The organism is Nitrogeniibacter aestuarii (genome assembly GCF_017309585.1).
GTDB classification, from domain to species: Bacteria; Pseudomonadota; Gammaproteobacteria; order Burkholderiales; family Rhodocyclaceae; genus Nitrogeniibacter; species Nitrogeniibacter aestuarii.
The window spans coordinates 4152457-4165749 of the sequence record NZ_CP071321.1 but is presented as its reverse complement, the minus strand read 5'-3'; the positions used below and the strand labels follow the sequence as shown (position 1 = coordinate 4165749).

The window sequence follows — 13293 nt, the reverse complement described above, 5'->3', positions numbered from 1 at the left end:
GTCCGTGTCCTCCGTTACATCGTGGCCAGGAAGGCGGTCAGGGCTTTCTTGTCTTCTTCAGAGAGGTCTTCGCCGAAGCGATGCCCGGCGTTTTCCACCTCGGCGAAGCAGGAGCTGTAGATCTCCTTGACCAGATACGGCCGCTTCTTGAGCGCCTCGACCAGGCCGTTGGGCTGGCTGGTCACCTCTTCGGTGATGCCTTGCAGATCCTTGAAGATCTTCTCGCCCTCGGATTCGCCCCAGTGCTTGACCAGGCGGGCCTTGGCTTCGTCCGGCTTGAACTTGGCCTGCACCAGATCGACCACGAACTCCTTGTGCTTGAAGTTGCCCAGGGTGCCGGCGTTGACGCCGCGCCCGTCGATTTCGGCGGGGATGGTCAGCGAGAAGCCCAGCAGCTTCTCCTTTTCGGTGCCGTCGTAGAGGCGTGGGCCGACGCGCAGGGTCACGTCCTGGTTGAGCAGGGTGACCTTGGGCGTGCGGGCATCCGGGTTCAGCAGGGCGTCCATGCTGGCCTTGTAGAGCTCGAAGCGGCCGGCCACGCTCGGGTCGTATTCCCAGCAGGCGGGTTGCTGATCCGGCGGCAGCAGCGACAGGGTCTTGCCATCCACGTAGCGCGGGCGCTGGGCGTAGAAGGCGTTGTCGCCGTTGGTGGGCTTGCCGCACAGCTCGGGGCCGATGGCGTTGTTGTGCATGAAGGGGGCGTGGGCCCAGAGGTTGAGCAGCGAGATGTTGCGGTAGTAGCCGCGCCCGCCGTCCGAGGGTTCGACCAGGTTGGGGTCGTCCTTCTGGGCGCGCAGGGTCTCGGAGCCGTACTCCTGCCAGATGCGCCCCTCCATATGGTTCGAATGCAGGGCACGGCAGCGGAAAGTGCCCACCTCGGAGACCAGCGTGGGCTTGTCGTTGCCCATCCAGTCGGCGCGCAAGCCGCTGTTGGCGTCGGTCTTGTGGAAGTCGATGGCGTCGAAGTTGCCGGCGGCGGCCTCTTCGGAACTCGAATGGCAGCGGGCGCAGGTTTGCTTGAACACCTGCTCGCCGCGGGCTACGGCGCCGTCGCCGAACTCCGCTTCCAGATCCGCGAGCAGATCCTGCTCGGAATACTCGGCGGTGCGCGACACCTTCTTCAACTCGTTCTGACGGGCCTCTTGCAGATCGGTGGCGCGGGCCTCGGCCGAGAGGAAGAAGTCGAGAATGTTGACCAGCCGGTCCTCGATGGCGCGGAAGTTCGGGCAGTCACGACGGCACTGGCCGATATCGAAAGGCGTCTGGCCGAAGCCGCGCTGCTGCGGGTCGAGCTGGCGCAGATCGGAGAAATGATTCACCCAGCACTGCTCCGAGCAGGAGCCGATGTTGAAATACACCCGCTGGATGGCCTCGAGCGCGCCGATGGAATCCTCGCCACCCTTGAGGATGTGATGCACGGTCTCGGTCTTGAGCGACTTCTCCCAGCACTTGCCGTCGCGTTCCGGCTCGCACCAGCAGATGGCCTCCGGCTTGCCCTCGCAGGAGGTGGCCTTGCGCCATTTGAGCACCTGCTCACCCTCGTGCACCGGCCGCTGCGGGATGTTGATGAGCGCGTTGATGGTGCCCGGGTTGTTCACCTGATCGTTGGGGATGGCCGAGGTGTCGGTAGTGCCCGGTCGGGCGTGGGCGAACATCTGCCATTCCAGGGTGTTGGTGCTCATGCCCGAGACCATGATCTCGGAGATGCGGGTGTACTGGTTGCCCAGCAGGCCCTTGATGTTCTCCCACTTGGGATTGGCCGGGTCCTTGGGCGGGTTGAGCGGGTCGAAGGAGATATGACAGGAGCCGCAGGAGGTGCCGATCAGGAAGGGCGGTTCCACGCTGCCGTCCATGAGGCGGCTCTTGGCGGGCTCATCCGAGCCGCCGGCGGCCGGAATCTTGCCGTTGTAGCCGGCCCAGCTGCCGGCACGGCCATTGAGGGCCACCCATTTGTCGAGGTCGAAGCGCGGGTTGGGGAACTTGCGGATGCCCAGTGCGCCGGTGGAGGTGCCGAACTTGAGGTCGCAGGCGCTCTGGCGCTGGTCGGCGGGGCCGTGCGGGTCGCCCGACGCCAGCGGCGCGTCCCTGAAATCACAGGCCGGGTCCTTGTAGCCCGTCTTGCCCACATACTTGAGCAGTTCTTCGTCACCCGGGCACCAGTCCAGGCCGAAGGTTTCGTCCAGGCTCTTGGCAGGGCAGTTGGGCGACCCCGGGGTGCAGCAGTTCGGGTCGTTGATGGCGCCCCAGGCACGGAAGCGGTCGCCGCGTTCATCGGTGCGCAGCACCCGGAACCAGTCGATCAGCACACCCACGCGCTGTTGAAACACATAGGTGTGGAAGCGGTCATTGCCGGCCGTGGCCTTGAACCAGATCAGCCGGCCCGCGCATTCCGAAGCATTGAGCCCCTCACGGGCACAGGCTTCGTAATACGGCCTATCCTGTTCATGGATCTGGCCGGTTGAGGCCATGGCAAGGGCCGGCTGGGCGACGCTGTCGGCGTGGGCGGCAGGGAACGCCATCGCAAGCAGCAGGGCGATGACGGCCGAAAGTGCGCGGAACATGGCTTCTCTCCGTTCGGTTGGACTGGGTTCGAGTGCGCTGAAAGCATGTGAGGTCTTGTCGGCATGAGACCGGGCTGCCCCTTCGGGATGCGCGCGAGACAGGGGAATCCGCGTCAACGCGTTTTCAGTATGTTTTTTCTTTGGTGTAGCACGCGGTGTGGGAATGCCAAGCTGGAAGTGACATGGTGCACTTCATGACATGACAATGGCGTTGTCAATCATCCAAACGGTGTAGTGGTGTCGTTGAATTGCGACAAGGCGGACAAAAGGAGGGGCGGTGGTTTTGGAGTTCAAACGCATCATCAGCGCAGGTGTGCTCGCGATGAGCTTGATGGCCTGCGAACGGCCTGCACCCGAAGTGGGCATTCGCGACGCCATCACCGACATCGAGCAGGCCATCAGCGCCCGGGACAACGCGGGGGTGCGCGAGCATCTCACGGACGATTTCCAGGGCGGGCCGGGCGATGCGGCCGGCTCACTCGACAAGCGCGGCGCGCAACGCATGCTGGCCGGTTACTTCCTGCGCTACAAGAACATCGGTGTGGTCGTGACCGCCATCACTGTCGAACCCCTGGCGCACGACCCGGAACAGGCGTGGAGCGAGGCCACGGTCGTGCTCACCGGCGCCGAAGGGCTGATTCCGGAGACCGGGCGGGCGTATTCGGTGCGGGGCTTGTGGCAGTACCGGGATGGGGCGTGGCGGTTGGCGCAGTTGGGTTGGGAGTGAGTCGGGGCTTGGTGCTTTAGACGCGCGAGCTGCGTCGAGTGAGGGGCGCTTACCGGCCTTCCTGCAAATCGTCGTGCTTCCCTTCAAACTCAAGCCCTCGTTGCCCATCCTCTCTCAAAGCACACACATCAAAGCCGTCAGCCAATTTGATGGCTCGGGTTTTCGAGGCCCCCGAAGCTTTCAGGCGCTCGCAGTATTTGTAAAGTGTCGACTCGTCTTCGGTCAATATAAACGGAATAGATTCATGATTGGCTTGAGCGATCAGTTTCACATCGTCTCTGACGACATGGCGTACGTCACCGTCATCCCGTTTCCCGAGCTCATTCCATAAGCGCCCAGCCTCTCTTGCGTGAGGGATGTTGAACGGGATTGCACGGAAGTTTTTTAGTGGGAGATCAGTAATTGGCTGTTTGATATCAAACTCCGCTGCGACTATCGCAGAAAAATACATCGGCACTTGTTGCTCAATAAGTGCGCGGTAGTACTGCGTTGCAACGGAATGATTTGTTCGGTTTTGATCTACCAACGAAATAAGGAAACTTGTATCTAGCAAAACAGCTGCCGTCATTGATTGCTTCCCCGGAGATTTTCTAGCCACTCAGTACTATTTGGAACGTTGGCCCAAGCATCAGTCCCGCGATTGACCATTCGCGCGAATTCTTCTTCGTCAAAAGCAGGCTGATGCGATTCAAAGCCCAGTAAGCGCGGGTTCCTTAGATCTCCCGTGAGCAAATTTTCTTCAGCAGATATGTGCAATAACGCTTGCCGGTAGAGACGGTTTTGCTCTTCTTTCGCGAGGAGTTCTTGTGTGGCAGAGACCACGAGTATGGATCCCCCCTCTGTTTCGAGATGCACGTTCGCTCGTGTTTTGCCCCCCCAGTCAACGACTTGACCTGGGATGTATTTTTCGACGTGAACCCATGCGTCCTCAATTCTTCGAAAATCCGACGACGAGTCTACGAATATGCGGATTTGCTTCGAGCTATCGACAACTTTATATTTTCGGTGCGGATTTTGTCGCGCAGCCGCTTGCCAGCGTTCGATCACTGCAGCGCGCTTGCTGTCGATTGAACTCAGTGAGTCAGGAAGCTGAAGGCGTTCAATGTCTGACCAAAGCGTCATAGCTGACAGAATTCCTGTCGCAACGAGTGCCAACGAGCCCTCCTCTACAGAAACCATAACCTCAGTCGGGTCAACATCCCGGCAGGAGCCCCGCAAAAACTCGGATACGTCTTTCTGAAAATCACCAAGCAAGCTCAACGGGACGTGCTGTGGCCCGACCTCAGCATCCCTGATGAGGTCGCTCACAGCGAAACGTAGTTCGTTTGTCGGTTCCATGAGTCAAATTGTAGGCTTATCAGGTAGTTCCGTCAGCATGAGCTGTTCGTGGAATCGCGAATGAATGATTAAGTGCTGCGACATCAGCTCTTCTGTCCATTGCGATCCCACAAAGAGTCTCAAAAATAGCTTTGTCATGATGCATTTGGCTGCAGCCCAGTGCAATCGCTTTCCTCACGACACAACCGCGTAGTCGAACTTTCGAATTCAACTCGAACAACTCACCTCCAGATCCTCCGCCCAGTCCGGCGGCGGTGCGGCGTAGCGCTCGTTCTCTGGCTGCTCGTCGAAGGGCCGGCTGAGGCAGTCGTGGATGGTGTGCAGTTCGCTGTAGTCGCCTTGCTGTGCGGCGCGGATGGCGCTTTCGGCGACCCAGTTGCGCAGCACGTATTTCGGGTTGACCGCGTTCATGGCGGCCTGGCGCTCGGTGTCGCTGCGTGTGTCGGCGGCGAGGCGTTCGCGCCATTGGGCGAGCCAGCCGTCGGCAGCGTCGCGGTCGATGAACATGTCTCGCACCGGGGCGTCGGCCTCGGCGCCTGCCGGGGATTTCGGCAGCCTGGCCAGCGCGCGGAAGAAGCTTGGGTAATCCACCTTGCTCTCCTGCATGACCTTGTACAGATCGACGACCAGATCGGCGTCGCTGGCCTGCGCCTGCTCGAAGCCGAGCTTGGCGGCCATCTTGCCGATGAAGGCGCGGTTGTAGGCCTCCACGAAAGGCTCTTCCACGGCGGTCTTGAGGGCTGTCGGGCTTTCCATCACCGGCATGAGGGCATGGCACAGGGCCTGCAGGTTCCAGATGGCCACATGGGGCTGGTGACTGAAGCGGTAGCGCCCGGCGCTGTCGGAGTGGTTGCAGATGTGCCCGGACTTGAAATGGTCCATGAAGCCGTAGGGGCCGTAGTCGATGGTCAGGCCCAGAATCGACATGTTGTCGGTGTTCATCACCCCGTGCATGAAGCCCACCGCCTGCCAGTCGGCCATGAGCTCGGCGGTGCGGCGGCTGACTTCGGCGAGCATGGCGCGGGCGGGGTTGGTGTCCTCCCGGCAGGCCGGGTAGAAGCGGTCGATGACGTAGTCGGTGAGCGTCTGCAGGGCCTCGATGTCGTTGTTGGCCGCCCAGTGCTCGAAGGAGCCGAAGCGCACGAAGGTGGGTGACATGCGGGTGACAATGGCGGCGGTTTCGATGGTCTCGCGGCGCACCGGGGCGTTGGAGCCGACCAGCGCCAGCGCCCGGGTGGTGGGGATGCCCAGCGCGGCCATGGCCTCCGAACACAGGAACTCGCGAATCGACGAGCGCAGCACCGCGCGGCCATCGCCCATGCGCGAGTAGGGCGTCTGGCCGCCGCCCTTGAGTTGTAGCTCCCACGGGCCGTCCGGGGTCTGAATCTCGCCCAGCAAGTGGGCGCGCCCATCGCCCAGCTGGCCGGCCCAGACGCCGAACTGATGGCCGGAATACACCGCCGCCAGCGTCTCGCCGCCGGGCAGGGGGGCATTGCCGGCAAAGGCCTGCACGAACTCGGGCTTTGCCAGTTCGTCCGCATGCAGGCCGATCAGTTGCGCGGCGGTTTCGCTCACGGCGATCAGGTGCGGGTCGGGCAGGCCCCACGGGTCGAGCCGGGTGTAGAAACGCTCGGGCAGGCGGGCGAAGCTGTTGTCGAAGGGCAGGGCATCGAGGCGATGGCGGCCGTGATTGTCAGTATTGCGACGCATTTGAGTTCCGTTCGGGGTGATGGGCCTGTCTTTGCAGGCTTCGTGCCAGTGTGTCATGCATCGCGGCGATGTTCGACCCTGCGCGCTGCAGGGGTTTGATCGCGCGACGTCACTGATTGGGATAAGCTTCGCGCCTTTCCGGTTCCCCTCAGTTGCAAACCCCGTGAACGCTGCCCTTCGTTATCTCGCCATCTCGGTGCTGCTGCTCTACACCTGGTACGTGGCCAGTGGCAGCCTGCTGCATATCGGCCTGTCGCAGGCCGCCATCAGCCTGCGCGTGAATCTGGTCAACCCGATTACCTGGTTGATCGTCATCATCTCCATGCTCACGGCGTGGGGGCTGGGCAAGCGCTTTGCCTGGGCCTGGTGGCTGGGCCTGGTCGGGGCGCTGGTGCAACTGGGCCGTGTGGCCTGGTGGGTGGTCCAGCGACACAGCCTCGCGCATCTGCCCGACACCGGCGTGTGGCTGGTGGTGGCCATGCTGGCGGTGTTCATCGCGCTGCTGCTTACGCCCCAGGTGCGCCGGGCCTGCACCCGCTGAACGCTCTCAGCGAATCACCACGCAGCGGCGCCGGGCGGTGGCTTCGTCCGGGTAGGCGCTGCCGCTCAGGCGGGTGCAACTGGTCTTGTCGAGCTGTCTGACCACGCCGCCGGCACAGCACCAGACCTTCTGTTGCAGCAATTCGATGGTGCGCGGATCGACCCGGATCGGCTCACGCACCGTGCCTGTGGACGCGGGTGGATTGCTTGGCGGGGTGCACGCACGTCGCGCCGCATAGGCGTCGTCGCCAAAGAATTGCCCCCGGCACTGGCTGCGTTTCGTCTGGCTGAGTTTCTCGTTGCTGCAACACCAGCCGGTCGGCTCGGTACAGGCCTGGATGGCATCGCGCTGCCCGGTGTGGAAACTGCCCCGGCAGTCTGCGCGCAGGCTGTCGCTCACCTTGCCGTTGGCACAGCACCATCCGGGTGTGCACTGGCGCTGAGCGGTGCTCATGCTGTCGTAGAAGTGCCCCCGGCAGGCGTTTGACAGGCTTTCGCTGATGCGGCCGCCGGCGCAGCAATAGCCGGCTCTGGGGGCGCTCCGGATACGGTCGACCCAGCGGTGAATCTCTGCCATGTCGGCCTCGCTGGCCGGATTCACATGCGGGTGGGTAGCATCGGACCGGGACAGCGTCATTTCCCGGCCGGCCACGACGCGCAGTGGATTCCACTGGGCAGACTTCGACGAGCATCGCACCACCCCTTCGAGCACCACCACGCGCATGCCACGGCCCGGCGTGGATTCGAACATGAACTGGGTGCCCTCCACATCGGCGGCCACGGTGTCGTCCTCGGCGCGGAACACGCCGCGCACGCTGGCAAAGACCTTGCCGAAGAACACTTCGATGGAGCCCAGTCGCACCCGGGTGCGCGGCGCAAGCACGACTTCCCCGTTTTCCAGCCGCAACACTGCGCCGCCGTCGCCCGTCTCGATGATGTCGCCTTTCTGCAGTGCCAGCGGCACACCCACCTTGAGCGGCGCGCCGTTGCGGGTCACCGACACGATGTTGGGTGCGCTGCCGGCGTCGACGGCCACGAAGCCCCCGCCGGGCGCTTCGCGCACGACCTTGCTGAGGCTGGGGCCGCAACCGGTCAGGCAAAGGGCGAGGAGGGTCAGCCAGAGGAAGGGCAGGCGTCGCAGGTCAGTCATGGGGGAGCTCCGGGGCTTGGTCGCGTCGTTGCCAGCGCCACACGATGAGGTAGGCGAGGGTGAAGGCGATGAGGTCGTAGGGCAGGTTGAGCAAGACGTTGAACACGGCGCTGCCCCAGGCGACGAGCAGATAGCCGACGCACAACACGCCGAAGGCGAGCCGGCGCTGCCAGGGCGGGCGCGTAAAGAGCAGAAAGCTGGCAATGGCGCCGGTCAGTGCGCACAGCAGTGCGGTGGCAAGCGTGCCGCCGGCCGTCAGTTGCACCGGCTCGCGATGGTGGCGCAGCGAAAGAATGGCGTCCGCATGCAACTGCACGCCCGGCACTACCGTGCTGCTCAGGCCGTGTCGTACCGGGTGGCGGTCTCGCGACTGGCTACGGGTGTCGCCGACCAGCAGAATGCGGCCGGCCAGTCGCGTGTCGGGCGTGGCCGCGTCCAGCGCGGCGGCATAGCTCATGGTGCGTTCCGGATCCCGCCAGTAGGCCGGTGGTGTGGGGCGCAGCATCAGGCTGGCCACTTCGTCGTTGGCAGCCAGTGCCTGGCAGGCGCCCTCACGAACCCGCGCAATGGTCGTGAATCGGGGCGACTCGCTCAGGCGCAGGCCATTGACATTGAGGCGACGACGGTCGAGGTCGGCATCGATGGCCTTCCCTTCTACACTGGCGAGCAGCGCCAGTGCCGGTCGGATGACGGGCACGGTGGCCTCGATATCCGCCGCCGGGTCCAGCACCGCAAGCGGCACGGCGTAGCGATGGCCGCGCCGCTGCAGGCAGGTCGATCCAGCGGGCAGGCTGCGCAGGCCGGGCGCGACGGCCAGATCCGATTCATTCAGACGATTGCCACCGATCACCACCCGGGTGCGCGGCTCGCCCGAGGCGGCGCGCGCTGCGGCGCCGGCCAGGGCATCATCGGCGTCCGTGGGGGTGACCAGGCTCATGTCGAACACCACGGCCTCGGCGCCGGCACGGTGCGCGCGCTCGATGAGGCGGGCATGCAGTTGTCGCCAGTGGGCGTTGGCCCCCAGGGCAGGCGGGCCGAGCGCGCCTTCGCTGGCGTCGTCGATCCCCACCAGCATGATGCCGGGCGATTCGGGCGGCGGATCGACGGCATCCGCTGCGCTCAGCAGCAGGGCATCGCTGTAGGTGTCGAGATTGAACAGCGACAGCGCGCCGGTCCACACCGCCATGACGATGGCGATGGCGATGGCCGCCGACAGCAGGGCACCGGCGCCCAGCCCCCGGACCAGGCGCATGAGGCGGTCCCGCTCCTGCTGGCGCGGGTCGCGCGGGCCGACCAGCTGATCCACCAGGGCGTCGAAATGCTGGCGAAAACTGTGGTCGTCAATGCGGGCGGCGTTGTGCAGGTGAAGAGGCTTGAGCGCTTCCGGAAGATCGTCGGCAGCGGGCATCTCGGCCCCGCCCACCAGCACCGGAATAAGCCGGATGCCGCGTCGAAGACCGGTCTCCACCTCCATGCGCACATAGTCGTCCGGCTGGTCGAGCCGGCGCCCGTGCTCGTTGCGGCAGTCAAGCCAGTCCGGGCCGATGACCACGATCAGCACACTGACCTCGGCCAGGCGCGATTCGAGCACCTGGGCGAAATTGTCTCCGTAGTTGATATCGGTATCGAGGAAGACCCGTTTGCTGCCAAACTGGCGTTTGAGCCAGTCACACAGGCGGCCGGCGGGCGAACTGGCGTCCGAGCGTCGGTAGCTGATGAAAATGGATGGCGCAGGCTTCGCGGTCATGTCTTGATTCTAGACATGCTGCGTGAATGCGCTGCTATGACCTAGTGCCAGATTCAATTTGCATGAGGAGGCGGTGTGCCGCAAGCGAAGATGGCGATGGACGATGTGATCGGTCGGCTGTACCGCGAGCAGTCGCGGCGCGTGCTGGCCACCCTGATTCGCCTGCTCGGCGATTTTGATCTGGCGGAAGAGGCCCTTCAGGAAGCCTTTGTGGCGGCCAGTGCCCAATGGCCGGTGGACGGCTTGCCGGACAATCCGCGTGCCTGGCTGGTCTCGGCCGGGCGTTTCCGGGCCATCGACCGCATCCGCCAGCGGGCACGGTTCGATGCCTCCATGAACGATCTGGCCTTCCGGCTCGCGGAAACCGGCGAGGATGTGGCTCACCCCGACACCGACGGCCCGGGTATCGAGGACGACCGCCTGCGGCTGATCTTCACCTGCTGCCATCCGGCGCTGGCCCCCGAGGCGCGGGTGGCGCTCACCCTGCGCGAGGTGTGCGGGCTCACGACCGAAGAAATCGCCGCGGCCTATCTGACGAGCCCGACCACCCTGGCGCAGCGCATCGTGCGCGCCAAGGCCAAGATCCGCGACGCCGGCATCCCCTATGAAGTGCCGGAAGCGCCGGACCTGCCAGCGCGGCTCGACAGCGTGTTGCAGGTGATCTATCTCATCTTCAACGAGGGCTATCTGGCTTCCAGTGGCGAAGCGCTCATGCGCACGGAGCTGTCCGCCGAGGCCATCCGGCTGGCGAGGCTGCTCGTCGATCTGCTGCCCGAGCCGGAAGTGATGGGCCTGCTCGGGCTCATGCTGCTGACCGAAGCGAGGCGACCGGCGCGCACCGATGCGGCGGGGCGGCCGGTCCTGCTGAGCGATCAGGACCGCAGCCTGTGGCTCAAGCCCATGATCGAAGAGGGCTGCGCGGTGGTGACCCGCGCGCTCGAATCGAAACGCATCGGCCCCTATGCCTTGCAGGGCGCCATCGCGGCCGTTCATGCCGAAGCCGGGGATGCCGGCGCCACCGACTGGCCGCAGATTGTCGGCCTCTACGACGCCCTGATGCAGCGCATGCCGACGCCGGTGGTGGCACTCAACCGGGCCGTGGCGGTGGCCATGCGCGACGGCCCGACCGCCGGGCTGCGCCTGATCGATGCCCTGATGGCCGATGGGGGCCTGGATGACTACCGCCTGGCCCATGCCGCCCGGGCCGAGCTGTTGCAGCAGCAGGGCGATGCGGCCGCCGCGCGTGAAGCGTGGGATGCGGCCCTTGCACTGACACGGCCGTCGGCCGAACGCGATCACATGCTGGCGCGACGCGGCGTGCTGGGCTGATCGCCCGGTGCCCGACGAACGGTCGGCCAGTGCTGTCGAATCCGGACTCGCCCCGACGACAAGAGAGTGAGACACCAAACCCCAAGGAGGTCCGACATGAAGTACCTGTGCCTCGTCTATGCCGACGAGTCCCTGCTGCACAGCCTGCCCGACAGCCCCGAGGACACCGAATGCTTCGCCTATGCGCAGCAGGTGGCCGAGAGCGGTCGCATGCTGGCGGCCGACGCCCTGGAGCCCGTGGCCACGGCCACCACCGTGCGCATGCGCGGCGGGAAGGTGAGCATCACCGACGGCCCTTTCGCCGAGACCAAGGAGCAGCTCACCGGCTTCTATCTCGTCGAAGCTCGTGACCTGAACGAAGCGATCCAGCTGGCGGCCAACATTCCGGCCTGTCGGGTGGGCAGTGTCGAAGTGCGCCCGGTGCGCCAGCTCAAGGTTTGAGGAGAAACACCATGGACAAGAACCTGCAAGACGACATCCGCGCCATCGGCGACGTGATCGATACCTGGGTCGAGGCCGCCAAATGTGGCGATCTCGAGCGCATTTTCAGCCTCTACACCGATGATCTGGTGGCTTTCGATGCCATCGGGGCGCTCTCATTCAACGACCTGGCCACCTACCGCAGTCACTGGCAGCAGTGCCTGGACATGTGCGACGGCGAGATGATCTTCGAGATGCGCGATCGCTGCATCGAGCCCACCGGCGACACCGCGCTGGTGCACTACCTGGTGCGTTGCGGCGGCCGTAAGCCCGATGGCAGTGAGCAGACCGGCGAGATGCGTGCCTCGGTGTTCCTGCGACGCACGAGCGCCGGCTGGAAGATCCGCCATGAACACTATTCGATGCCGTTCGACCCGCGTGACTGCGCGCCGGGCGCCTGACCCCCACACTGGAGAACGATCATGCATGTCACCCCTTACGTGATGTACGCCGGCTGTTGTGAAGACGCCATGACCTACTACGAACAGCACCTGGGCGCGAAGATCACCGCCCTCATGCGCTACGCCGACGCCCCCGACACGCCGCAGGCCGAACAGGGCCAATGTCCGGTCAGCGATCCACAGCAGATCATGCATGGCGCCTTCATGCTCGGCGAGACGCTGATCATGGCCTCGGATGCGCCCGACCATACCGCCGGCGCACCGGGTGTCTGGCTGTCCCTGACTGCGGATGACGAGATCCAGGCAGCCAACTGTTTCGATGCCCTGGGCGAGGGCGGCCAGATCATCATGCCGCTGGCGCCCACCTTCTTTGCCGAGCAGTTCGGCATGTGCACCGACCGCTTCGGCGCCAGCTGGATGGTCATCGTGCCGCGCGAATGCGAGGCCGGGGTATGAGCGCCGCCGCTCCGGAGGACGCGCGGCGCATCATGCGGACCGGCCGCGTCCTGCCGTATCCGCCGGAACGGGTGTTCGAGGCCATCGCCGATCCCGCACAACTGGCCCGCTGGTGGGGGCCGGCGGGCTTCACCAATACCTTCGAGGTGTTCGAGTTCACGCCTGGTGGGCGCTGGGTGTTCCAGATGCACGGGCCGGACGGGCAAAGCTACGCCAACTCGTCCGTTTTCGACGCCATCGAGCCGGGCCGGCGGGTGGCGGTGCGTCACGATTGTGCACCGCTGTTCACGCTGAGCATCACGTTGACGGCGGTCGATGAGGGCACGGCGCTGGATTGGGTGCAGGCCTTTGACGATGCGGCCACGGCCGACGCCGTGCGCGCACGCTGTCTGCAGGGAAACGAGGATAATCTCGACCGGCTGGGCGCGGTGCTCGATGGCCGCGATCCTGCCTGACCCCCATGTTAAGGCGAGGCCAGTGCCTCGCCCCCGCTCACGGAGACCCCATGAAGTACACCGGAAGCTGCCATTGTGGCGACATCGCCTTTGAGGTCGAGGGCGAACTCGACAGCGTCACCACCTGCAACTGCTCCATCTGCCAGCGCAAGGGCGCCATGATGTGGTTCGTGCCACGCGTGGCGCTCGAGCTCAAGACCCCCGACTCGGCGATGGCCACCTACACCTTCAACAAGCACAACATCCAGCACCGCTTCTGCCCGCGCTGCGGCATTCATCCCTTTGGCGAGGCGCAGACGCCGGACGGCAACGCCATGGCGGCCATCAACGTGCGTTGTCTGGATGAGGTCGATCTGGACGCCTTGAGCGTGCAGGCGTTCGACGGCCGCTCGATCTGAG

General features: G+C 64.6%; 14 protein-coding genes. 8 read left to right on the top strand and 6 right to left on the bottom strand.

Going from position 1 to position 13293, the window contains the following annotated elements; all coding sequences use genetic code 11:
• Positions 1–14 precede the first annotated feature (14 nt).
• Complete coding sequence (locus J0W34_RS19365) at positions 15–2561, bottom strand: cytochrome c (protein ID WP_230969871.1); 2547 nt, start codon at positions 2559–2561, stop codon at positions 15–17.
• Between the two features lie 283 nt (positions 2562–2844).
• Here J0W34_RS19365 and J0W34_RS19360 point away from each other — a divergent pair, with 283 nt between their 5' ends.
• Positions 2845–3288: a nuclear transport factor 2 family protein gene (locus J0W34_RS19360; protein ID WP_230969870.1), complete on the top strand. Its 444-nt coding sequence runs from the start codon at positions 2845–2847 to the stop codon at positions 3286–3288.
• Between the two features lie 49 nt (positions 3289–3337).
• On the opposite strand, the gene J0W34_RS19355 is transcribed toward J0W34_RS19360, so the two are convergent.
• From J0W34_RS19355 to J0W34_RS19345, 3 genes are all read right to left on the bottom strand, one after another.
• Positions 3338–3856 carry a PIN domain-containing protein gene (locus J0W34_RS19355; protein ID WP_230969869.1) on the bottom strand — a complete coding sequence of 173 codons (519 nt, stop codon included), beginning with the start codon at positions 3854–3856 and terminating at the stop codon, positions 3338–3340.
• Entirely contained in the window at positions 3853–4626 is a 774-nt protein-coding gene (locus J0W34_RS19350) for a hypothetical protein (RefSeq protein ID WP_230969868.1), read from the bottom strand. The genes J0W34_RS19355 and J0W34_RS19350 overlap by 4 nt, the downstream gene beginning before the upstream one ends.
• A 207-nt stretch (positions 4627–4833) precedes the next feature.
• A complete protein-coding gene (locus tag J0W34_RS19345) occupies positions 4834–6336 on the bottom strand; it encodes a protein adenylyltransferase SelO (RefSeq protein WP_230969867.1) in 1503 nt (500 codons plus the stop codon).
• 163 nt (positions 6337–6499) lie between these two features.
• Here J0W34_RS19345 and J0W34_RS19340 point away from each other — a divergent pair, with 163 nt between their 5' ends.
• Positions 6500–6877, top strand: a complete 378-nt coding sequence (locus tag J0W34_RS19340) for a hypothetical protein (RefSeq protein ID WP_227816154.1) — start codon at positions 6500–6502, stop codon at positions 6875–6877.
• Positions 6878–6883: 6 nt separating this feature from the next.
• Here J0W34_RS19340 and J0W34_RS19335 read toward each other — a convergent pair whose 3' ends face one another.
• Both J0W34_RS19335 and J0W34_RS19330 read right to left on the bottom strand, forming a co-directional pair.
• Positions 6884–8026, bottom strand: a complete 1143-nt coding sequence (locus J0W34_RS19335) for a FecR family protein (protein WP_230969866.1) — start codon at positions 8024–8026, stop codon at positions 6884–6886.
• Entirely contained in the window at positions 8019–9773 is a 1755-nt protein-coding gene (locus J0W34_RS19330) for a CHASE2 domain-containing protein (RefSeq protein ID WP_230969865.1), read from the bottom strand. The genes J0W34_RS19335 and J0W34_RS19330 overlap by 8 nt, the downstream gene beginning before the upstream one ends.
• A gap of 75 nt (positions 9774–9848) precedes the next feature.
• Between J0W34_RS19330 and J0W34_RS19325 the strand changes: the two genes are divergently transcribed.
• The 6 genes from J0W34_RS19325 to J0W34_RS19300 all read left to right on the top strand — a co-directional run bounded on the left by J0W34_RS19325 (position 9849) and on the right by J0W34_RS19300 (position 13292).
• Positions 9849–11102 carry an RNA polymerase sigma factor gene (locus tag J0W34_RS19325; RefSeq protein WP_230969864.1) on the top strand — a complete coding sequence of 418 codons (1254 nt, stop codon included), beginning with the start codon at positions 9849–9851 and terminating at the stop codon, positions 11100–11102.
• A 96-nt stretch (positions 11103–11198) separates the two neighbouring features.
• A complete protein-coding gene (locus J0W34_RS19320; RefSeq protein WP_227816158.1) occupies positions 11199–11543 on the top strand; it encodes a YciI family protein in 345 nt (114 codons plus the stop codon).
• Positions 11544–11554: 11 nt separating this feature from the next.
• Positions 11555–11983, top strand: a complete 429-nt coding sequence (locus tag J0W34_RS19315) for a YybH family protein (RefSeq protein WP_230969863.1) — start codon at positions 11555–11557, stop codon at positions 11981–11983.
• A gap of 21 nt (positions 11984–12004) precedes the next feature.
• The gene (locus J0W34_RS19310; RefSeq protein WP_230969862.1) at positions 12005–12439 is read left to right on the top strand and encodes a VOC family protein; all 435 of its coding nucleotides are present in this window, start codon (positions 12005–12007) and stop codon (positions 12437–12439) included.
• Positions 12436–12894, top strand: coding sequence for an SRPBCC domain-containing protein (locus J0W34_RS19305; RefSeq protein ID WP_230969861.1), 459 nt, complete (start codon positions 12436–12438; stop codon positions 12892–12894). The genes J0W34_RS19310 and J0W34_RS19305 overlap by 4 nt, the downstream gene beginning before the upstream one ends.
• Before the next feature lie 50 nt (positions 12895–12944).
• Complete coding sequence (locus J0W34_RS19300; protein ID WP_230969860.1) at positions 12945–13292, top strand: GFA family protein; 348 nt, start codon at positions 12945–12947, stop codon at positions 13290–13292.
• The last annotated feature ends 1 nt before the right edge of the window (position 13293 follow it).

Bases quoted from the DNA above. Each gene is read 5' to 3' on its own strand.
- J0W34_RS19310 (WP_230969862.1), top strand. From the start codon at position 12,005: ATGCATGTCACCCCTTACGTGATGTACGCCGGCTGTTGTGAAGACGCC.
- J0W34_RS19315 (WP_230969863.1), top strand. From the start codon at position 11,555: ATGGACAAGAACCTGCAAGACGACATCCGCGCCATCGGCGACGTGATC.
- J0W34_RS19365 (WP_230969871.1), bottom strand. From the start codon at position 2,561: ATGTTCCGCGCACTTTCGGCCGTCATCGCCCTGCTGCTTGCGATGGCG.
- J0W34_RS19350 (WP_230969868.1), bottom strand. From the start codon at position 4,626: ATGGAACCGACAAACGAACTACGTTTCGCTGTGAGCGACCTCATCAGG.
- J0W34_RS19335 (WP_230969866.1), bottom strand. From the start codon at position 8,026: ATGACTGACCTGCGACGCCTGCCCTTCCTCTGGCTGACCCTCCTCGCC.
- J0W34_RS19300 (WP_230969860.1), top strand. From the start codon at position 12,945: ATGAAGTACACCGGAAGCTGCCATTGTGGCGACATCGCCTTTGAGGTC.
- J0W34_RS19305 (WP_230969861.1), top strand. From the start codon at position 12,436: ATGAGCGCCGCCGCTCCGGAGGACGCGCGGCGCATCATGCGGACCGGC.
- J0W34_RS19330 (WP_230969865.1), bottom strand. From the start codon at position 9,773: ATGACCGCGAAGCCTGCGCCATCCATTTTCATCAGCTACCGACGCTCG.
- J0W34_RS19355 (WP_230969869.1), bottom strand. From the start codon at position 3,856: ATGACGGCAGCTGTTTTGCTAGATACAAGTTTCCTTATTTCGTTGGTA.
- J0W34_RS19345 (WP_230969867.1), bottom strand. From the start codon at position 6,336: ATGCGTCGCAATACTGACAATCACGGCCGCCATCGCCTCGATGCCCTG.
- J0W34_RS19320 (WP_227816158.1), top strand. From the start codon at position 11,199: ATGAAGTACCTGTGCCTCGTCTATGCCGACGAGTCCCTGCTGCACAGC.